At 69.5% G+C, this 20,914-nt stretch carries 16 protein-coding genes and 1 pseudogene; 9 read left to right on the forward strand and 8 right to left on the reverse strand.

The genetic code is table 11. The features are described 5' to 3' along the window. A pseudogene (locus tag DIE04_RS24440) lies at positions 1–851 on the reverse strand (DNA translocase FtsK); the annotation flags it as partial. A 180-nt stretch (positions 852–1,031) separates the two neighbouring features. Beyond that, positions 1,032–1,577, reverse strand: coding sequence for an META domain-containing protein (locus DIE04_RS24445; RefSeq protein ID WP_124487195.1), 546 nt, complete (start codon positions 1,575–1,577; stop codon positions 1,032–1,034). A 237-nt stretch (positions 1,578–1,814) separates the two neighbouring features. Between DIE04_RS24445 and purT the strand changes: the two genes are divergently transcribed. The 4 genes from purT to DIE04_RS24470 all read left to right on the forward strand — a co-directional run bounded on the left by purT (position 1,815) and on the right by DIE04_RS24470 (position 5,691). Further along, entirely contained in the window at positions 1,815–3,029 is a 1,215-nt protein-coding gene (gene purT / locus DIE04_RS24450) for a formate-dependent phosphoribosylglycinamide formyltransferase (RefSeq protein ID WP_044844728.1), read from the forward strand. An 18-nt stretch (positions 3,030–3,047) separates the two neighbouring features. Further along, on the forward strand, positions 3,048–3,242 hold the full coding sequence (locus DIE04_RS24455; RefSeq protein ID WP_044844727.1) for a DUF6726 family protein: 195 nt from the start codon (positions 3,048–3,050) through the stop codon (positions 3,240–3,242). An 82-nt stretch (positions 3,243–3,324) separates the two neighbouring features. Further along, complete coding sequence (locus DIE04_RS24460; protein ID WP_124522465.1) at positions 3,325–3,708, forward strand: MliC family protein; 384 nt, start codon at positions 3,325–3,327, stop codon at positions 3,706–3,708. 432 nt (positions 3,709–4,140) lie between these two features. Then, the gene (locus DIE04_RS24470) at positions 4,141–5,691 is read left to right on the forward strand and encodes a DEAD/DEAH box helicase (RefSeq protein WP_124487198.1); all 1,551 of its coding nucleotides are present in this window, start codon (positions 4,141–4,143) and stop codon (positions 5,689–5,691) included. A gap of 282 nt (positions 5,692–5,973) precedes the next feature. Here DIE04_RS24470 and gluQRS read toward each other — a convergent pair whose 3' ends face one another. Further along, complete coding sequence (gene gluQRS, locus DIE04_RS24475) at positions 5,974–6,867, reverse strand: tRNA glutamyl-Q(34) synthetase GluQRS (protein ID WP_124487199.1); 894 nt, start codon at positions 6,865–6,867, stop codon at positions 5,974–5,976. 22 nt (positions 6,868–6,889) lie between these two features. Then, a complete protein-coding gene (locus tag DIE04_RS24480; RefSeq protein ID WP_044844723.1) occupies positions 6,890–7,744 on the reverse strand; it encodes a sulfurtransferase in 855 nt (284 codons plus the stop codon). A 222-nt stretch (positions 7,745–7,966) separates the two neighbouring features. Here DIE04_RS24480 and dnaE point away from each other — a divergent pair, with 222 nt between their 5' ends. The 3 genes from dnaE (at position 7,967) to DIE04_RS24495 (ending at position 14,448) form a co-directional block, all read left to right on the forward strand. Further along, complete coding sequence (gene dnaE / locus DIE04_RS24485) at positions 7,967–11,497, forward strand: DNA polymerase III subunit alpha (protein ID WP_124487200.1); 3,531 nt, start codon at positions 7,967–7,969, stop codon at positions 11,495–11,497. A 323-nt stretch (positions 11,498–11,820) separates the two neighbouring features. Then, complete coding sequence (locus tag DIE04_RS24490; RefSeq protein ID WP_124522467.1) at positions 11,821–12,924, forward strand: glycosyltransferase family 9 protein; 1,104 nt, start codon at positions 11,821–11,823, stop codon at positions 12,922–12,924. Positions 12,925–13,269: 345 nt separating this feature from the next. Next, a complete protein-coding gene (locus DIE04_RS24495) occupies positions 13,270–14,448 on the forward strand; it encodes a glycosyltransferase family 9 protein (RefSeq protein WP_124522469.1) in 1,179 nt (392 codons plus the stop codon). 188 nt (positions 14,449–14,636) lie between these two features. On the opposite strand, the gene DIE04_RS24500 is transcribed toward DIE04_RS24495, so the two are convergent. From DIE04_RS24500 to DIE04_RS24510, 3 genes are all read right to left on the reverse strand, one after another. After that, a complete protein-coding gene (locus DIE04_RS24500) occupies positions 14,637–15,917 on the reverse strand; it encodes an O-antigen ligase (RefSeq protein ID WP_124487203.1) in 1,281 nt (426 codons plus the stop codon). Positions 15,918–16,051: 134 nt separating this feature from the next. After that, a complete protein-coding gene (locus tag DIE04_RS24505; RefSeq protein WP_044844717.1) occupies positions 16,052–16,894 on the reverse strand; it encodes a glycosyltransferase family 2 protein in 843 nt (280 codons plus the stop codon). A 146-nt stretch (positions 16,895–17,040) separates the two neighbouring features. Continuing rightward, complete coding sequence (locus DIE04_RS24510) at positions 17,041–17,793, reverse strand: glycosyltransferase family 2 protein (protein ID WP_124487204.1); 753 nt, start codon at positions 17,791–17,793, stop codon at positions 17,041–17,043. Positions 17,794–18,016: 223 nt separating this feature from the next. Here DIE04_RS24510 and msbA point away from each other — a divergent pair, with 223 nt between their 5' ends. Then, positions 18,017–19,768, forward strand: a complete 1,752-nt coding sequence (msbA, locus tag DIE04_RS24515) for a lipid A export permease/ATP-binding protein MsbA (RefSeq protein ID WP_260426288.1) — start codon at positions 18,017–18,019, stop codon at positions 19,766–19,768. Between the two features lie 88 nt (positions 19,769–19,856). Continuing rightward, a complete protein-coding gene (locus tag DIE04_RS24520; RefSeq protein ID WP_124487206.1) occupies positions 19,857–20,249 on the forward strand; it encodes an RcnB family protein in 393 nt (130 codons plus the stop codon). A gap of 67 nt (positions 20,250–20,316) precedes the next feature. Here DIE04_RS24520 and DIE04_RS24525 read toward each other — a convergent pair whose 3' ends face one another. Beyond that, on the reverse strand, positions 20,317–20,895 hold the full coding sequence (locus tag DIE04_RS24525; RefSeq protein ID WP_044844713.1) for an aromatic acid exporter family protein: 579 nt from the start codon (positions 20,893–20,895) through the stop codon (positions 20,317–20,319). Positions 20,896–20,914 lie beyond the last annotated feature (19 nt).

Genomic DNA, 20,914 nt, shown 5'->3' on the forward strand with positions numbered 1-20,914 from the left:
GGGCGCGGCGTGACCGCGGTGCGCGGCGCGGCCGGTTGCTTCAGCGCGGCTGCGGCCGGTCGCGCGGCGGTCGGTTGCGGCCGAACGGGCTCGAACCCGGCCGGCAGCGGGGCCGGACTCGGGCGCGGCACCTGGCTGTTCGCGGCGGCGCGCGCGAGGCTGGCGGTGCTGCCGGTCGTCGGGGGCGGCATGGCGCTCGTCGCGCCCGGTGCGGGCGGCGGCGGCATGCGATTGGCCGACGTTGGCTTCAGCCAGCCCGTCGGCGCGACCGGCTCGGCGAGCGGACGCGGCGCGGGCTTGCTGCGCGGCTTCGGCCGCGCCTGCGGATCGGGCTTCCACAACGTCGGGCGCGAATACCGGCCGTTTTGCCGCGGCGCCATCGAGTTGACGGTATGGGCGGTGGTCGGCTGCACGATGTCGTCGTCGCGATGCAGCGCGCTGCGCGGCAGGTCGGCAACGCCGCGCACGTCGTCGTCGTCGACGTCGCGCGCGAGCTTGACGCCGAACGACGTGTCGACCCACGCGGCGAACTGCCGCCAGCCGATGCCGGTCAGCCACGGCAGGCCCGCGAAGAACAGCACGACCATCGCGACCGGCGTGCCGATCGGGCCGAGCACATGCGCGAAGCCGTTCGAGAACGCGTGGCCGAGCGCATTCGAGTCGGGGCCCGACAGCGGGCTCGTCAGCGCGCAGGTCGCGACGAACACGGCCGCGAAGCCGAGCCACAGGCGAATCGAGCCGCGGCCGGCGAGTCCGCCGCCGCCGGGCAGCATCGCCTGAACGAGACGCCAGATGAGAAGGAGGAACCAGACGGCGGAGATGCCGAACCAGCCGAAGACAACCGTGTGCATGCTTTGATGAAACAGGAAGAGGGCGGGGAGCGCGGTGCGCGACCCGCCGAGTTTAACCGGCCGACGAACAGGACTCTAAGGCAGTTTGAAGGCGTCGAAGCGCTTCCAGGCCGCGGGACGCATGCGTCCGGGATCCGCGCGCGGCGAAGGCGGCCGATCGGCCTTCGCCCGCGCGCTGCATCAGGGGCTCCGGCGCGTGAAGGTCAGCGTCGCGCCGGCTTCGGTCACGATCTGCAACTGCTGCGGCTCGCGCATCTGCACGCCGGTCTTCCCGATGTGCGCGAGCGCATCGAGGTACGCGTGCTCGAGCTGGCCGCCGAGCGTGTTCGTGCATGCCATGCGCGTGCCGGCGAGCGGCCCGAAGCTCAGCAGGCCGTTCTTCAGCGCATAGGTTCCCGTATAGCGGTTGCAGCCCGAAAAGCCGCTGGCGCGCCGGACGCCCGCTTCGGTGGACAGCGCGAGCTTGATCGGCTCGCCGTTGTCGCCGTGCGGAATCGTGCGCGGCGTGCCGTCGGCGTTCACCCAACTCGTGAGTTCCCAGCTCGTGTCGTCGAGCAGCTGGACGGCGGCGGGGTTGTACGGGTCGGGTGCGGGGGCGGCGGAATCGGGGTGGGTCGGCATCGCGCAGGCGGCGAGAAGCGTGGCAAGCGTCAACGCGCAGAGCGGCGCGCGCAGCGGGCGAAGCAGGCCGGTGCGTGCGCGTGCGGCGGCGGACAGGTGGGACATGAGCCTCGTTCCTCATCGGATTCTGATCAAGGCGTAAGAGTAACGCACCCGCCCCGCGCGAGGCGAGCCGACACTTCGCGCGTGAAAACGTTCGCAATCCGCCCGCGAGCCTCGCGCTGCGGGGGGCGATGCGACGAAACCGGCCGGACCGGCGCGGGTGCGCGTGAGGTGTGCGTCGGGTGTGCGTGTTAACATCGAAGCCGTTTTCGTCCTCCAACAGAACCAGCGGGAAATCACATGCAGATCGGTCAGCGGCTCGGTACGCCGCTCTCACCCTCGGCCACGCGCGTCATGCTGCTCGGCGCGGGCGAACTCGGCAAGGAAGTCATCATCGCGTTGCAGCGGCTCGGCGTCGAAGTCGTCGCGGTCGACCGCTATCCGGACGCACCGGGCCATCAGGTCGCGCATCGCGCGCACGTGATCGACATGACCGACGCCGCCGCGCTGCGCGCGGTCGTCGAGGCCGAGCGTCCGCACCTGATCGTGCCGGAGATCGAGGCGATCGCAACCGATGCGCTCGCGGCGATCGAGGCGGCCGGCCTGGCCGAGGTGATCCCGACCGCACGCGCGACGCAGCTCACGATGAACCGCGAAGGCATCCGCCGTCTCGCGGCCGAGGAACTCGGGCTGGCAACTTCGCCGTACGCGTTCGCCGATTCGTTCGACGCATTCAGCGCGGCCGTCGCGAAGATCGGCATGCCGTGCGTCGTGAAGCCGGTGATGTCGTCGTCGGGCAAGGGACAGTCGGTCGTGCGGACCGAGGCCGACGTGAAGCCCGCCTGGGACTACGCGATGGCGGGCGGCCGCGTGAACCACGGCCGCGTGATCGTCGAGGGTTTCGTCGATTTCGACTACGAGATCACGCAGCTGACCGTGCGCGCGATCGACCCCGCGACGCTCGAGACGCGCACCTACTTCTGCGAGCCGGTCGGGCACGTGCAGGTGGCGGGCGACTACGTCGAATCGTGGCAGCCGCAGCCGATGAGCGCCGTCGCGCTGGAAAAGTCGCGCGAGATCGCGCACAAGGTGACCGAGGCGCTCGGCGGGCGCGGGCTGTTCGGCGTCGAGCTGTTCGTGCGCGGCGACGAAGTCTGGTTCTCCGAGGTGAGCCCGCGGCCGCACGACACCGGCCTCGTCACGCTCGCGTCGCAGCGCCAGTCGGAGTTCGAACTGCACGCGCGCGCGATTCTCGGGCTGCCGGTCGATCCGGCGCTCGGCTCGCCGGCCGCGTCCGCGGTGATCTACGGCGGGCTCGACGAGCGCGGTATCGCGTTCGAGGGCGTGCGCGACGCGCTGGCCGTGCCGGGCGCCGACCTGCGCCTGTTCGGCAAACCGGAAAGCTTCGCGAAGCGGCGCATGGGCGTCGCGCTCGCGACCGGCGCGACCGTCGACGAAGCCCGCGAACGCGCGAAGCGCGCCGCGGCGGCCGTGCGGCCCGTGTCGGCACGCTGACCGGACCAGGAGAGCGCGATGGCGTCGACATGGCAGCGGATCGGACGGCTCGGCAAGCTGGGCGCCGCGCTGGCGCTGGTCGCGAGTCTCGCGGGGTGCGGCCTCGCGGCCGCGCCGTGCCGGGTCGCATCGGCCGGGCTGAAGATCGTGCCGCTCGTCGGCCACGTCGCGGCCGCGCCGACCGACGCGTGCGCCGACGTCATCGATCCCTGACGGGCGAACCCTCGATCCCTAACCAACGACAATCGCGCGTCCCGCGAGGGCGCGCTTCCACCCGTCTCGTGAGAGGAACTGCATGATTCGTCACACCCTTGCCGCGCTCGCGCTGGCCGGCACCGCCGTTTCCGTCGCGCAGGCCGCGCAACTGACCGTCGAGGAGATCGACGCCGATGCGCGCGTGCAGACCCTCTATCAGTGCGCGAACCAGAAACAGCCCGTACGCGTGTCGTACTGGCGCGCGGGCAACGGCCAGAGCTTCGCACTGGTGCCGGTCAACGGGCAGCAGCTGCTGTTCGTCGATACCGTTTCGGCGTCGGGCGCGCGTTACCAGGCCGGACGCTATACCTGGTGGACGAAGGGCAAGGAAGGGACGCTGCGCGACGAGATCGCCGACCAGAACGCGGCACCGCTGCTGAGCGACTGCGTGCAGGTCGAGAAGAAGAAAAAGAAGAAGGGTTGAACGCGGCGCGCGATCGGCTGCGCCGCGCGGGCGTGCCGGTTGCCGCGATCGGTGCGGGCAGCCGGGTTCGACCTCTGACCGGAAGGTGGCGCCGGCGGCGCCCGGGCTCGCCGGCCGCCGGCTGATTCCTCGCGGCAGATGCCCGAGATTCGACCCCGTATTTCCACCATCAGCCGATCGAGATAGCCCGATCGCACGACGCATCCGCCCCGCGCCGGCCTGCCGGCGCACGCCGCGAGCCGCCGCCGGGGCCGTTCGCGGCGTTGTCACGGACAGATTGCTGCGCAGTGCTACAATACGGCCCTTTCCGCCGGCATTCGCGCCGAACGGAGTCCGCACGGCCTGTGGCGCCCGATGTTCGAATTGAACCGGTCCCGAGCGCCAGAGCGGCGCCGCGCGGCGCGCCGCGGCTCCGTCTACTTCCGAAATGTGATGAGCGCAGGCCCGGCCGGCCTGACGCACGAAGTCCCCGCCGCGCCTTTTGAGCGAAACGCCACCATGTCCGATTCTGTCGCCAAGCCAGTCGACGCAACCTTCGATCAATTCGGCCTTGCCGCCGATATCCTGAAAGCCATTGCGGAGCAGGGCTATACGACGCCGACGCCGATCCAGGCGCAGGCCATTCCGGTCGTGCTCGCCGGCCGCGACGTCATGGGCGCCGCGCAAACGGGCACCGGCAAGACCGCGAGTTTCTCGCTGCCGATCCTCCAGCGCCTGCTGCCGCAGGCCAACACGAGCGCATCACCCGCGCGCCACCCGGTGCGCGCGCTGATCCTCACGCCGACCCGCGAACTCGCCGATCAGGTCGCCGCGAACGTGCATGCATACGGCAAGCACACGCCGTTGCGCAGCGCGGTCGTGTTCGGCGGCGTCGACATGAACCCGCAGATGGCCGAGTTGCGCCGCGGCGTCGAGATCCTGATCGCGACGCCGGGCCGCCTGCTCGACCACGTGCAGCAAAAGACAGCGAACCTCGGGCAGGTGCAGATGCTCGTGCTCGACGAGGCCGACCGGATGCTCGACATGGGCTTCCTGCCGGACCTGCAGCGCATCCTGAACCTGCTGCCGAAGGAACGCCAGACGCTGCTGTTCTCGGCCACCTTCTCGCCGGAAATCAAGAAGCTCGCGTCGACCTACCTGCGCAACCCGCAGACGATCGAGGTCGCGCGCAGCAACTCGACCAACGCGAACGTCACGCAGATCGTCTACGACGTCGCCGAAGGCGACAAGCAGGCCGCCGTCGTGCAGCTGCTGCGCGATCGCGGGCTCAAGCAGGTGATCGTGTTCTGCAACAGCAAGATCGGCGCGAGCCGGCTGGCCCGCAACCTCGAGCGCGACGGCGTGGTCGCGTCGGCGATCCACGGCGACAAGACGCAGATCGAGCGGATGCAGGCCCTCGACGCGTTCAAGCGCGGCGAGATCGAGGCGCTGGTCGCGACCGACGTGGCCGCGCGCGGCCTCGACATCGCCGAACTGCCGGCCGTGATCAACTTCGACCTGCCGTTCAACGCGGAAGACTACGTGCACCGGATCGGCCGCACGGGCCGCGCGGGTGCGACGGGCGATGCGCTGTCGCTGTGCAGCCCGAACGAGCGCAAGCAGCTCGCCGATATCGAAAAACTGATCAAGCGTCCGCTCGAGGTGCAGACGCTCGCGCTCGACAAGCCGGCGCGCCATCGTCACGACGATCGTGGCGGCGAGCGCGGGGGCGACCGTAGTGAGCGCGGTGATCGCGGCAGCCGTCGCGATCGCGACGAGCATCGCGGCGCGTCGGGGCGTCGTTCGGGCGGGTCCGAGCGCGGCCATCACCGTCGTCACGAGGCGCCGGTCGACGACTTCTTCCTGAAGCCGTACGAACCGTCGGCGCCGGCGAAGCAGCCGGAAGATACGAAGTCCGCGCAGCAGCCCGAGAAGAAGGGGCCGAAGCGTCAGGTCGCCGCGCTGCTGGGCGGCTTCGGGATGCCGCGCAAGCCGTCGGCGTAAGCAGGCGGTTCAGGCGGTCGGTGCGGCGCGCGAGCGCTGCCGCGGAAACGGGTGCATGCGATGAGCATGTGCCCGTTTTTCATTGGGCGAGACGATTCGTGAAGGAGCGGGCGGGATGGGCGGCGACTTGTCGCGTGGGGCGGGGGCAGCCTGCGGGACTACTCCGATGCCGTGTCGCCGGCGGGCGTTCCGTTCAGGCTGCCATCACGCTTGCATGCGACCGGACTCACCGCTGACGGACGCAGGAACACGGTCGACACGAACGGGTGTCCCGCGAGCGCCTCAACCGGCGCGTGGCCCGAAGCGACGCGCCCACGCGTCGGTCGCGGCCGCGTAGAACGCATCGAGCGTATCGATCGACGGATCGCCGTCGGCCCACAGGCCGAGATGCGCGGCGGCGGCGCGCAGCGCCGGCAGCGGATCGTCGCGCTCGAGCGCGATCGCGCCCGTCTGCTTGCTGAGCTTTTCGCCGTTCGCGTCGACGACGACGGGCACGTGCAGGTACGCCGGCGTCGGCACGCCGAGACAGCGCTGCAGGTAGATCTGGCGCGCGGTCGAGTCGAGCAGGTCGGCGCCGCGCACGACGTGCGTGATGCCCGCGTCGGCATCGTCGACCACGACCGCGAGCTGATACGCCCATTGGCCGTCGGCGCGCTTCAGCACGAAATCGCCGACCTCGGTCGCGAGGTTCTGCGCTTGCGTGTGCTGCCAGCGGTCGTCGAACGTGACGAGCGCCGCGTCGCCGTCCGGCACGCGCAGCCGCCACGCGCGGGCGGGCTTGCCGTGCAGGCCGGTGCGGCAGGTGCCCGGGTAGGCGAGCGTCGTGTGGCGCTCGTGCGCGGCACGCAGCGAATCGGCGATTTCCTTGCGCGTGCAGCCGCACGGATAGACGAGCCCCGCGGCGACGAGCCGTTCGAGCGCGGCCGCATAGTCGGCCTCGCGCGTGCTTTGCCACACGGGCGGCTCGTCGGGCGTCATGCCGAAATGCGCGAGCGTCGCGAGGATGTCGTCGGCGGCGCCGGGCACCGTGCGTGGGCCGTCGATGTCCTCGATGCGCACGAGCCATGCGCCACCGTGCGCGCGCGCGTCGAGCCAGCTCGCGAGCGCGCCGACCAGCGAGCCGAAATGCAGCGGGCCGGTGGGCGACGGCGCGAAGCGGCCGCGGTAGCCGTTCATCGGGACGCGGTGCGACGGGCGCTTACGCGGCGCTGGCTGCCTGCGCGCAGGCCGGGCACGACTTGCCGGGCACGTAGCTCGGCGCTTGCTGGGCTTCCGGCGTGACGACCGCGCGGCACGCGAAGCACGTGACGTTCTCGGTCGGCTGCAGTTGCGGGTTCAGCGCGGTGCGGTAGTCGAACACGAAGCAGTCGCCGTGATAGTGCGCGCCGCCGACTTCCTCGAAATACTTCAGGATCCCGCCCTCGAGCTGGTACACGTTCTCGATGCCGATTTCCTTCATGTGGATCGCCGCCTTCTCGCAGCGGATGCCGCCGGTGCAGAACGACACGACCGTCTTGCCCTCGAGATCGGCGCGGTTCGCGTCGATCACTTCCGGGAACTCGCTGAACTTGTCGATCCGGTAGTCGAGCGCGTCGTCGAACGTGCCGACGTCCACTTCGAACGCGTTGCGCGTGTCGAGCATCACGACCGGGCGGCCGGCGTCGTCGTGGCCGCGGTCGAGCCACGCCTTCAGCGTGTGCGCGTCGACCGACGGAGCGCGGCCGAGCTCCGGCTTGATCGCGGGCTTCTTCATCGTGATGATCTCGCGCTTCAGGCGCACGAGCATCCGGCGGAACGGCTGCGAGTCGGACAGGCTCTCCTTGAACTGCAGCGTCGCGAACTTGCCTTCGAACAGCGGATCGTGGCGGAGGTAGTCGATGAAAGCGTCGGTCGCGTCGCGCGGGCCGGCGATGAACAGGTTGATGCCTTCCGGCGCGAGCAGGATCGTGCCGCGCAGGCCGAGTTCGTTGCAGCGGGCGGTGACGAGCGGGCGCCATTGCTCGGTCGCGTCGAGCGACACGAAGTGGTAGGCGGCGAGGTTGACGATGGTCATGGTGGTCCGACGGGAAAACGGCCGCGGCCGTGCGGCGGGCGCACGGCGGCCCCGCAAAAAAGGGTGCGAAGCCGGGGCGGTGATTCGAAAACCCGTATTATCCCGCAAACTGCACGTCTGCCGGCACCCGGCCGTTCGGCCGGCGTCGCGCGCATCGGCCGAACGGCCGGGCGCGGGGATTTTTTGGGCAGCCTGCGCGGCGACGCGGCTACAATAACGCCCATGTCAGATCCCCGCTTCGTCCATCTTCGCGTTCACTCCGAATTCTCGATTGCCGACGGCATCGTGCGTCTCGACGACATCGTCAAGGCGGCGGCCGCAGACGGCCAGGGCGCGCTCGCCCTCACCGATCTCGGCAACGCGTTCGGCCTCGTCCGTTTCTACCAGGAAGCCCGCGGCAAGGGCATCAAGCCGATCGCCGGCTGCGACGTCTGGATCACCAATCCGGACGATCGCGACAAACCGTCGCGCCTGCTGCTGCTGGTGAAGGACAAGACCGGCTACCTGAACCTGTGCGAACTGCTGTCGAAGGCGTGGCTCACGAACCAGTACCGCGGCCGCGCGGAGCTCGACGCGAGCTGGCTCGACGGCGAGCTGTCGCAAGGGCTGCTCGCGCTTTCGGGCGCGCAGCAGGGCGATATCGGGCTCGCGTTCGCGGCCGGTAACGAGGAGGCCGCGCGCCGGCACGCCGAGCGCTGGGCGAAAGTGTTCCCGGGCGGCTTCTACATCGAGCTGCAGCGTTACGGCCAGCCGGGCGCCGAGGCGTACATCCAGCAGGCCGCGACGCTCGCCGCGTCGCTGAAGCTGCCGGTCGTCGCGACGCATCCGACGCAGTTCATGACCGACGACGATTTCACCGCGCACGAAGCGCGCGTGTGCATCTCGGAAGGCGACATGCTCGCGAATCCGCGGCGCCAGAAGCGCTTCACGACCGATCAGTACTTCCGCACGCAGGACGAGATGGTCGCGCTGTTCGCCGACCTGCCGTCGGCGGTCGCGAACACGGTCGAGATCGCGAAGCGCTGCAACCTGAAGCTCGAACTCGGCAAGCCGAAGCTGCCGCTGTTCCCGACGCCGGACGGCATGTCGCTCGACGACTACCTCGTCCAGCTGTCGAAGGAGGGGCTCGAGAAGCGCCTCGAACAGCTGTATCCGGATGCGACGGAGCGCGACGCGCAGCGCGACACGTACTACAAGCGGCTCGAATTCGAGTGCGGGACCATCACGAAGATGGGCTTCCCGGGCTACTTCCTGATCGTGGCCGACTTCATCAACTGGGCGAAGAACAACGGCGTGCCGGTCGGTCCGGGCCGCGGCTCGGGTGCCGGTTCGCTGGTCGCGTACGCGCTCGGCATTACCGATCTGGACCCGCTGCGCTACAACCTGCTGTTCGAGCGATTCCTGAATCCGGAACGCGTGTCGATGCCCGACTTCGACATCGACTTCTGCCAGCACGGCCGCGATCGCGTGATCCAGTACGTGAAGGAAAAATACGGCGCGGATGCCGTGTCGCAGATCGCCACCTTCGGCACGATGGCCGCGAAGGCGGCCGTGCGCGACATCGGCCGCGTGCTCGATCTCGGCTACATGTTCACCGACGGCGTCGCGAAGCTGATCCCGTTCAAGCCGGGCAAGCACGTGACCATCGCCGACGCGATGAAGGAAGAGCCGCAGCTGCAGGAGCGCTACGACCACGAGGACGAAGTGCACCAGCTGCTCGACCTCGCGCAGCGCGTCGAGGGCCTGACGCGTAACGTCGGGATGCACGCGGGCGGCGTGCTGATCGCGCCCGGCAAGCTGACCGATTTCTGCCCGCTGTACACGCAGGGCGACGACGGCGGCGTCGTCAGCCAGTACGACAAGGACGACGTCGAAGCCGTCGGCCTCGTGAAGTTCGACTTTCTGGGTCTCACGACGCTGACGATCCTCGACTGGGCCGAGCGCTACATTCGCCGCCTCGATGCGTCGAAGGCCGACTGGTCGCTCGCGCAGGTGCCGCTCGACGATCCGGCGTCGTTCCAGATCCTGAAGAAGGCCAACACGGTCGCCGTGTTCCAGCTGGAAAGCCGCGGGATGCAGGGCATGCTGAAGGATGCGCAGCCCGACCGCTTCGAGGACATCATCGCGCTCGTGTCGTTGTACCGTCCGGGCCCGATGGACCTGATCCCGAGCTTCTGCGCACGGAAGCACGGCCGCGAGAAGGTCGACTATCCGGATCCGCGCGTCGAACCCGTCCTGAAAGAGACCTACGGCATCATGGTCTATCAGGAGCAGGTGATGCAGATGGCGCAGATCATCGGCGGCTACTCGCTCGGCGGCGCCGACCTGTTGCGTCGCGCGATGGGCAAGAAGAAGCCCGAGGAGATGGCCAAGCACCGCGAGATCTTCGCCGAGGGTGCGGCGAAGAACGGCCTGACGCGCGAGAAGTCCGACGAGATCTTCGACTTGATGGAGAAGTTCGCGGGCTACGGCTTCAACAAGTCGCACGCGGCCGCCTATGCGCTGCTCGCGTATTACACCGCGTGGCTGAAGGCGCACCATCCGGCCGAATTCATGGCGGCCAACATGACGCTCGCGATGGACGACACCGACAAGGTGAAGATCCTGTACGACGACTGCGTCGTGAACAACCTCGCCGTGCTGCCGCCGGACATCAACGCATCGCATTACCGATTCGAGCCGGTCGCCGAAGCCGACGGCAAGCGCTCGCGCACGATCCGCTACGGTCTCGGCGCGGTGAAGGGCAGCGGCCAGAACGCGATCGAGGAGATCCTGCGCGCCCGCGACGAAAAGCCGTTCACCGACCTGTTCGACTTCTGCGAGCGGATCGACCGGCGCGTCGTCAACCGCCGCACGGTCGAGGCGCTGATCCGCGCCGGCGCGTTCGATTCGCTGAACGCGAACCGCGCGCAGCTGATTGCGTCGGTGCCGCTCGCGATGGAAGCGGCCGACCAGGCCGAAGCGAACGCGATGCAGGCCGGGCTGTTCGACATGGGCGCCGAGTCGCCGCACGCGCATGCGCTCGTCGACGAACCCGCGTGGGACGACAAGCGCCGCCTGCAGGAAGAGAAGGGCGCACTCGGCTTCTACCTGTCCGGCCACCTGTTCGACGCGTATCGCGACGAAGTGCGCCGGTTCGTGCGGCAGAAGGTCGGCGACCTGAAGGAAGGGCGCGACAAGCTCGTCGCGGGCATCATCGCATCGCTGCGCACGCAGATGACCCAGCGCGGCAAGATGCTGATCGCGCTGCTCGACGACGGCTCGGGCCAGTGCGAGATCACGATCTTCAACGAGCAGTTCGAGGCGAACAAGGCGCTGTTCAAGGAAGACGAACTGCTGATCGTGCAGGGGCAGGCGCGCAACGATGCGTTCACCGGCGGCATCCGCTTCACGGCCGACACGGTGATGGATCTCGAACGCGCGCGTAGCCGCTACGCGCAGGCGGTGCGGCTCACGATGAACGGCAATGCGGATGCGGCGGCGCTGCGCCGCGTGCTCGAGCCGCACGTGTCGAAGGACGATTCGGCCGCGCCCGCGGTCGAGGTACCCGCGCCGCGCGGCGGCGGGCGCGACGGCGGGCGTCGCCCGCAGGCGCCGCTGCCGAACGGGCTCGCGGTCCAGGTTCACTACAGCAACGCGCGCGCGCAAGGGGAAATGCGTCTCGGTGACGCGTGGCGCGTGAAGCCGAGCGACACGCTGCTCGCGGAGTTGCGCGCGACGTTCGACGGCAGCATCGTCGAAATCACTTACTGACGGTCCCCGCCGGACGGTCGTTGCCTGCGCGGCCCGTCGCATCGCCATCGTGCGGTGCGGCGGGCCGTTTTCATGTCGGCGGATGCTTGGGGCCGTCATCCGGACGCTATACAATCCGTCGCGCGACGCCGATACGGCGCCGGTTGCGGTCTGTCCGCCGGCCGGCGGCGACATCGCGCGCGCGAATCAGACGGGGACGGTTCCGCGCGGCACGCGATGCGTCGCGGTGCCGCGAGCGACCACGCGACGAAGCCGGCACGGTAAAGAACGCCAGGATGCCGGCTGGTGCGCGACGATAAAAAATCGACAGCATCACAACAACGATGGCCAACGGGAAACCGACGGGGCGGATCCTCGTGATCCGGATTGATTTTCTGGGCGACATGCTGTGCACGACCGCTTTTCTCGGCGCGCTGAAACAGCGCTGGTCGGGCAAGGAGCTGCACGTGGTCGCGAACCGCTACAACGCGGCCGCGCTGGCCGGCAACCCGGACGTGCACACGGTCCATACCTACGTGTACAGCCGTCAGTGCGAGCGCAACGACCGCCCCGGACGGATGCGCGCGTTCTTCGACCGGCTGCGGCTCGTGCGCCGGCTGCGCCGCCTGCGGTTCGACCTCGTGGTCGTGCCGAACGGCGGCATGCATCGCAGCAGCATCCGGTTCGCGCGGCAGCTCGGCGTGAAGGATTGCCGCTGGCACGATGCCGATTCCGAATTCGACGACCGCAAGCCCGACCATGTCGCGTCGCGGCCGATTTGCCATGAAGCGCTGTCGGGATTCCGGCTCGTGCCCGAACTCGGCCGCGCCGATCTCGACGGTCTCGTGCTGTCCGTCCACCCGGACCGTGCGCTGCAGGACACGTGGTATCGGCTGCTCGGGCCGCGCACGAAACCGCGCGTCGGGCTGTTCGTGTCGAACAAGGCGGCCGAGCGGCGCTGGCCGGCCGATCGATGGCGCGACCTCGGCCGACGGCTCGCACCGTTCGCCGACGTGATCGTGTTCCGCGATTCCGCCGTGTCGGCCGAGGCCGACGCCGACCGCGACGCGTGGCGGGACGTCAACGCCCGGCATGTCGCGCCGTCGTCGGTCGTCGAACTGGTGGCCGCCGCGAGCCTGCTCGACGCGATCGTGTCGGCCGACAGCGCCCCCGTGCATCTCGCGTCGGCGCTCGGCGTGCCGGTCGCCGCGCTGTTCGAGGACCGCCCCGAGAAATACCGGCGCTGGCATCCGCTCGGCGTGCCGCACATGATCCTGCGGGCCGGCGCGACGGTCGACGCGATCGGCATCGACGCGCTCGAGCGCGCGGTGCTTCATCTGTTGACGCAGGCCGGACAGCTCGACGACGCGATGGGGGGTGCGATGCCGCTCCCGGCCGCGACGCTCGCGGCACCCGCGGCACCCGCGGTCGGCGCGATCGTTTCGTAGCCCCCGGAAGGCCGGCGGCGCCTGCATTGCCGGCACCGCCATCGGACGCGCAAACGGGGCCACGCGGCGCGGCGGCGGCAGGCCCCGCCGTGCGTCGTTGCCTGCCGTGTTGCCAACCGCCGGCGACCGGCGACCGGCCACCACCCACCGCCCACCGCCCACCGCCCACCGCCCACCGCCCACCGCCCACCGCCAACCGCCAACCGCCAACCGCCAACCGCCAACCGCCAACCGCCAACCGCCAACCGCGGCACTTCGCCGACGCCCGCACCCGACGCCACGCCACCGGCCGCAAAATCCTGTACATTGCGAGCCTTGTCCAGCCAGCTAGACGGAACGATCGCCGTGGCCCTGTTTTCTTCCGCCCGCCCGCCCCGAACCATCCTCGTCGCAGCCCCGCGCCGTATCGGCGACGTGCTGCTGACGACGCCGCTCGTGCGTTCGCTGAAGGCGCGCTGGCCCGATGCGCAGATCGACATGCTGGTGTTTCGCGGCACCGAGGGCGTGCTGGAGCACAACCCCGACGTGCGGCGCGTGATCGTCGTCGCGCAGCGCGCGGGGTTCCGCGAGCGGCTGCGCGATGCGCTGTCGATGTGGCGCCGCTACGATCTCGCATGCGCGGCACTGAGCTCCGACCGGCCGCGCTTCTACAGCTGGTTCGCCGGCCGCAAGCGCGTCGGTCTCGTCGATCCGAACCGCGTCACGTGGCTGACTCGAATGATGCTGAACGGCATCGCGATCAATCATCACGAGTCCGCGCATACGGTCGTCAGCACGCTCGCGCTCGCGCCGGTGATCGGCATCGAGCCCGTATCCGAGGTGGTCGCGCCGGGCATCGGCGACGATCCCGCGCGGCGCGCGCGTTTCGACGCGTGGCTCGCCGAATCGCCGGCGATCCGCGACGGCAAGCCGCTCGTCGTGCTGCATCCGTATCCGATGTTCCGCTACAAGCAATGGCGGCTCGAGGGCTGGGTCGAGATGATCGAATGGCTGCGCGCGCAGGGGTTTGCGATCGCGCTGTCGGGTGGCCCGGCCGATCGCGAGCGCGAGTACGCGGAGCAGGTCGCGGCCGAGGCGGGCGGCGACGTGCTGAACCTGGTCGGCCGCCTCACGTTCGGCGAAAGCGCGGAGCTGGTGCGGCGCGCGCGGCTGTTCATCGGGCCCGATACGGGCGCGACGCACGTTGCGGCCGCGACGGGCACCGACACGATCGCGCTGTTCGGTCCGTCCGATCCGGTGCGCTGGGGGCCGTGGCCGCAGCACTGGCCGGCGACCGAGAACCCGTGGGCGCTGCGCGGCTCCGCGCGGCACGGCAACGTATGGCTGCTGCAGGGCGAGGGCGATTGCGTGCCGTGCCGGCACGAAGGCTGCGAGCGCCATGTCGACAGCCACAGCGACTGTCTCGTCAATCTCGGCACGCAGCGCGTGAAGGCGGCGGCCGCCGAGATGCTCGGACTGAATCCGCCGGGCGCCGCCGACGCGGTCGTCGACACGTCGCGACTGCACCGCGCGCGCCCGGCCTGACGCGCGAAAGCGGTACGTTTCCTGAGTCGAAAAGCGGGGAGTGGCGACGCGGCGCCGCCGCGCGGCCGTGCTTCCGACAAGCGGCACGCATGCGCCGCCACTGAAGCCACTGAAGCCGTAGTAGCCGTAGAAGCCGAACCGGCGGCAGGCGGCAACGCGCGCTGCCCGCCGGCCCGGCGGATGATGCGTTACGCGCTGCGCCGGATCGCCGACGTTTCGCGCGGCAGCGCTTCCGTGCGCGTGCCGCAGCCGAGCAGGATCCCGGCAAGCAGCACCAGCAGGTGACCTTCGGCGAAATCGAGCAGCAGCGAATTCGCAAGGCTGCCGATCGCGAAGATCGCGAGCCACCCGAGCAGCACATGCCGCGAGCGCGGGTCGAGCGCGCGGCTGCCGCGCGCGATCTGCACGATCAGGTTCACGAACAGCAATACGCCGAGCGTGCCGAGCTGCACGGCCATCAGCAGGTATTCGTTATGCGGATTCGACGTGAGCTGGCCTTCGGCAGCCGTCTTGCCGGCCGTGAGCTTCTCGAACTCGAACTCGAGGCCGCCGGCGCCGTAGCCGATCACCGGGCGCTGGCGATACAGCTCGAGCCCCTTCTTGTACCACTCGAGACGCAGCCCGGTCGACGTGACCGCATCGGTCTGCCGATACTGCTGCACTTCCGACACGACCTTCACGAGCCGGCCGTTGTGCACCGTGCACGCGGCGACGACGAGCGCGACGCCGGCCAGGACCAGCGCCCCGGCGGCGAGCCCCGCGCGCAGCGCCGACTGGCGGCGCAGCAGCAGCACGAAGCGCACCGCGACGACGAGGATCAGCAGCAGCGCGATGACCTGCCCGGTGCGTCCCTGCAGCATCACGAACACGTTGATCAGCGACCATGCGGCCACGGCGGCATACGCGGCACGCGACAGCGCGGTGCGGGCCGACAGCGCGAGGTCGGCCGCCTGGTAGAACAGCAGCGCGCCGAACATGCCGGCCGCGATGTGGTTCTTGAACACCCAGGCGCGCGACAGCGGCAGCTCGCTCGAATGCGCGGGCCCGATCGCGGTCAGCCCGAGATAGTTGGTGGTCGACAGCAGCAGGATCACGCACAGCGTGCCGAACCAGGCGCGCCGCACGATCGGCGCCCAGTTCGAATGGCGGAAGGCCAGCACGGCAAACGGCAGCAGCAACAGCTTGTCGTACTTGGCGACCCAGTTCCACGCCTTCGGGTGCGGCGCGACCGTATAGGTGACGCTCGCGGCCAGTGCCGCGAGGATCAGGAGCGCCGCGAGCGACGCCGGTTCGGCGACGAACGTGCGCAGGTCGCGCCAGAATTCGGGGGAGATGACGAGCGCGGCCGCGAACAGCCCGCAGAACACGTTGGTCAGCGCGGTCGAGACGGGCACCATGCAGAGCGCGACGACGGCGAAGGCGCGGGCGGCGGTCAGGCGCCGCGAGGCGGGAGCGGAAAACGAAAGCATCGGAACCTGTCGAATGGACGAATGCGGCATGCGGGCACCGTGCTGCGCGCCGCGCGTCCCGGCGGCACCGCGCGGGACGAAGCGCGCAGTATACGCGAAGCCGCGGGCGTTTCCGTGCCGTTTCCGGGGTCGGGTCAGCTGAACGCGCGCTTGATCCGCGAGCGCAGCAGCGCACGCTTGAGGCGCCCTTCGACGGCCGGCGTGTCGAGCGCGACACGCGCGCCGGCCGGCTCGCCGCGATGCAGGTAATAGCGGTCGAACGTGGCCTGCGTCATGCCCCATTTGTTGAGGAACTGGCGGCGGCCGTCGTTCTTGACGATCTTGCCGGTGCTCTTCTGCTGGAAGTGATAGACGAGGCTGTCGCCCACGCCGAGGAAGATCCGGCAGCCGGCGTCCCAGAATTTCATCGAGAAGTCGTTGTCGCTGCTCATCCCCGGCGACAGCTCGCTGCTGTAGCCGCCGATGCGGTTCCACCAGTCGCGGTGCACGAGCGTCGGCGGCCAGGTCGAGCCGAGCCAGTCCGCGCGCGCGAGCCGCGGCGTGGCCGCGACGAGGCCGGCCGCGTCGAACTGTTCGGCGTCGCGGCCGAAGTTGCTGACGACGACGCACGGGTTGCGCGTGTCGACCGGCTCGACCATCGTGCCGGACAGCATGAACAGGTCGGTCGGCATCTGCTCGATGCGCCGCACGAGCGCCGCGTCCCAGCCCGGGCAGCAGTACATGTCGTCGTTCATGTAGACGACGTAGTCGCGCGTCGCGCGGGCGGCGGCCAGGTTCACCGCGTGGCAGATGCCGATGTTGGCCGGCGACGCGGTGTGCTCGATGCCTTCGCTGCGCACCCAGTCGAGCGTGCCGTCCGCGCCGTCGTTCACGTGCACGATGATCTGGTGGTCGTACGCCGAATGACGGCGCAGGCTGTCGACGACGAGCTTGAGGTACGGCAGGTTGTTCCAGGTCGGGATGATGATGGAGAACATGGCGGTCGGATTCGGTGGTCGTCGTATCGGCGGCGCGCAGCGCTGCGCCGTGTGCTCGGGCGCGCATGGCGCGCGGGCAGCCCGGCATTGTAACGCCGGGCCGGCCGCATGCCGGCGGCGTCAGGGTGGCGGCAGGGCGGGCGCGGTCAGCGGGCCGCTTCGTGGCCGAGCTTCAGGAACCGGTAGTAGACGGTTTCCGCGTTGAACACGGCGATCATGAAGCCCGCGCGGCCGTCGAGAAACCCGCGCCGCAGCACGTAGGTCCGCACGAACGCCCATGCGCCGCGCGCGAGCGCCTTGCCGAAGCCGCCGCGCTGGCCGGCCGCGCGGCGCTGGCGCGCGCCGGCCGTCGAATACGCATCGAGCTTGCGCACGACGGTTTCGAAATCCTCGTATGAATAGTGCATCAGCTTGCCCGGCAGCCGCTGCGCAGGGGTGTCGAAGACGAGCCGCTCGTGCACCAGGTCGTCGGAGAAGCGGGCGGTGCCGCGCCGGAACAGGCGCGGCACCCAGTCCGGATACCAGCCGCTATGGCGGATCCACTGGCCGCAGAAGCTCGACAGCCGGTCGAGCGCGTAGACCTGCGCGGCCGGCGTGCGGATGGCCGCGCGGATCGACTGCGCGAGTTCCGGGCTGACTACCTCGTCGGTGTCGAGCGACAGGATCCAGTCGGTGTCGAGCGCGTCGAGCGCGCGGTTCTTCTGCGGGCCGAAGCCCGGCCAGTCGCGCTCGACGATCACGCGCGCGCCGTGCGCGCGGGCGATCTCGACCGTATCGTCGGTGCTGCCGCCGTCGATCACGACGACGTCGTCGGCGAAGGTCAGCGCGTCGAGGCACTGCGCGAGCCGCGCGGCCGCGTTGAGGGCGATGAGGGCGACGCCGAGGGTGGGTTCTGCCATGAAATCGTCGAAAAGGCGGAGAAAACGGTGAGCGGCAGTATACCCGCGCGCAGGCAGGAGGCCGCTTCGGCGACGGCCATGCCGGCGGGGGCGGTCCAGCTATAATGTTGGGCCTTTTTCGGCACCCGCCGGACGGGGCGAATTCCGGGCAGTCACGCCCCGGGCGCCGCGTCGCGGCTCAAGAAGGATTGCCTTGGAAACCCAGAACACTCTTCGCAAACCGATGGACGGCACCGGTACCTCGCCGCTCACGGTCCTCAAGCGCCTGTGGCCGTACATCCGGCCGCTCATCGGCATCGTGCTGCTCGCCGTGATGACGATGGGCGTCGTCGCGGCCACGGAAGCCGGGATCCCGGCGCTGCTCAAGCCGCTGCTCGACCACGGCTTCGGCTCGCACGGCAGCGACAGCGCGAAATGGTACGTGCCGATCGCGGTGATCGGCCTCGCGCTCGTGCGCGGCGTGTCGCAGTACACGTCGAATTACCTGCTCAACTACGTATCGAACCGCATCCTGCTGCAACTGCGGCTCGAGATGTTCCAGCGGATGCTCCACACCGGCGCGTCGTTCTTCCAGCGCGAGACCGCGAGCACGGTGATCAACGCGATCGTGTTCGAGGTCAACCAGATCCTGTCGGTGCTGACCGGCGTGATGGTCACGCTCGTGCGCGACTCGCTGACCGTGGTGTTCCTGCTCGGCTACCTGTTCTACCTGAACTGGCGGCTCACGCTGATCGTCGCGGTGATCCTGCCGGGCATCGGCTGGCTCGTCAGCAAGATCAACCGCCGCCTGCGCCGCCTGAACCGCGAGCACCAGACGCTGACCAACGAGCTGTCGTACATCGTCGAGGAGACGGTCGGCGGCTACAAGGTCGTCAAGGTGCACAACGGCGAAGCGTACGAGATGGACCGCTTCACGACGATGAGCAAGCGCCTGCGCGGCTACGCGATGCGCATGACGATCTCGGGCGGGCTCGCGCAGCCGCTGACGCAGTTCCTCGCGTCGATCGCGCTCGCGGTCGTGATCACGATCGCGGTCGTGCAGTCGACCAACGACCAGACGACGGTCGGCGGTTTCGTCGCGTTCGTCACGTCGATGCTGCTGGTGATTTCGCCGCTCAAGCACCTGATCGATGTCAACCAGCCGCTGCAGCGCGGGATGACGGCCGCCGAGCTGATCTTCGGGCTGATCGACGAGCCCGCCGAGCCGCAGGGCGGCGGCCGGGCGCTCGCGCACGCGCGCGGCGAGATCGAATTCCGCGACGTGTCGTTCGACTACGGCGCCTCCGAGCGGCCGACGCTCGACCGCATTTCGTTCAAGGTCGCGCCGGGCGAGATGATCGCGCTCGCGGGGCCGTCCGGCAGCGGCAAGACGACCCTCGTGAACCTGCTGCCGCGCTTCTTCGATCCGACTGGCGGCGCGATCCTGGTCGACGGCGTGCCGGTGGCCGACTACGACATCCACGCGCTGCGCGGCCAGATGGCGATGGTCAGCCAGGACGTCGTGCTGTTCAACGACACGATCGCCGCGAACGTCGCGTACGGGCAGACGCCCGACCGCGCACGCGTGCAGGCGGCGCTCGAGGCCGCGAACCTCGCCGACGCGGTCGCCGCGATGCCCGACGGGCTCGACACGCTGGTCGGCGGCAACGGGATGCGACTGTCGGGCGGTCAGCGGCAGCGGCTCGCGATCGCGCGCGCGATCTACAAGGACGCGCCGATCCTGATCCTCGACGAGGCGACTTCCGCGCTCGATTCGGAATCCGAGCGTCACGTGCAGGCCGCGCTCGAGCGGTTGATGGAAGGGCGCACGACGCTCGTGATCGCGCACCGGCTGTCGACGATCGAGCGCGCGGACCGGATCCTCGTGCTCGAAGCCGGCAAGATCGTCGAAGAGGGCAGCCACGAAGAACTTCTGCGCCACGGCGGGCTGTACGCGCACCTGCACCGGATCCAGTACCAGCAGCAGGCGGCGTGACACAAAGTCGGGTCGCACCCGTGTGCTAGTCTTGATCGGGCAAGTCCAGTTGTTTCCGGTTCGACGTGACAACACGGAGGGAAGGACGATGAGGAAGATGCACGGGATGATGCTGGCCGCGCTGGTTGCGGCGAGTTTCGCCGCGCCGGTCGCGATGGCGCAGGGGCACGGCAACGACGACAACCACGGTGACCACGGCAATCACGGCATGCACCGCGGCCACGGCCCGAAGCACATGCCGCCCGGCCAGGCGATGCATCGCGACGACGACGTACCGCCGCGCTGGGCCGACCAGCCGCGCCGCGACTGGCACAAGGGCGACCGGCTCCCGGACGAATTCCGCGATCGCCAGTACGTGGTCGACGACTGGCGCGGCTATCGGCTGAGCCCGCCGCCGCGCGGCTATCACTGGGTCGGCGTCGGCGGCGACTATCTGCTCGTGCAGATCGGCTCGGGCATCGTGCTGCGGGTCGGTCCGTAACACCGGCCACACCTGCCGCCGCTCATCGCTTCATCCGGTTGCCGGGGCGTGCGTCCCGGCAACCGCGTCACTTGTCCTGGTCCGACTTCGCCGCCCGGCGGAACCAGCGTCGCTCGATCCGCGACATTGCCCAGCACACCGCCAGCGCGCAAACGGTGCCGAGCGCGACTTCCCCGAGCCGCATCAGCGGAATGTCCCACAGCGGGCCGTTACCCGGAAACAGCAGCACGATCGTCGCGGTGACGCCGCCGAGACGCGCCGCGCTGCCGACGTTCAGGCACCAGCAGCCGACGATCGTGATCGCGACCGCGATCGCATAGGCGACGAGGCGATCGCCGCCGAGCGCGGCCCCCGCGAAGCCGACCACGCCGCCGATCATCGCGCCGATGAACTGGTCGCGCGACAGCGACATCGTGTCCGAATAGTTGTGCTGCGTGACGGCGATCGCGGTGATCGCCGCCCACACGGCCTGCTCGGTGTGCAACGCGCGGCCGATCGCGTATGCGAGGCACGCGCCGCACACGGCCTGCAGCGCCATCAGCGCGCCTTGCGTGAGGCGTTCGCCGAAAGTCAGCCCCTTGAACAGATCGAAGATCGACTGCTGGATCTGTTGGCGGGCTTCGTTGAGGGTCCTGATCGTATCCATCGTGTCGGCCAAGAAGCGG

It is taken from the genome of Burkholderia sp. Bp8994, from assembly GCF_003853805.1.
Lineage (GTDB): Bacteria > Pseudomonadota > Gammaproteobacteria > Burkholderiales > Burkholderiaceae > Burkholderia.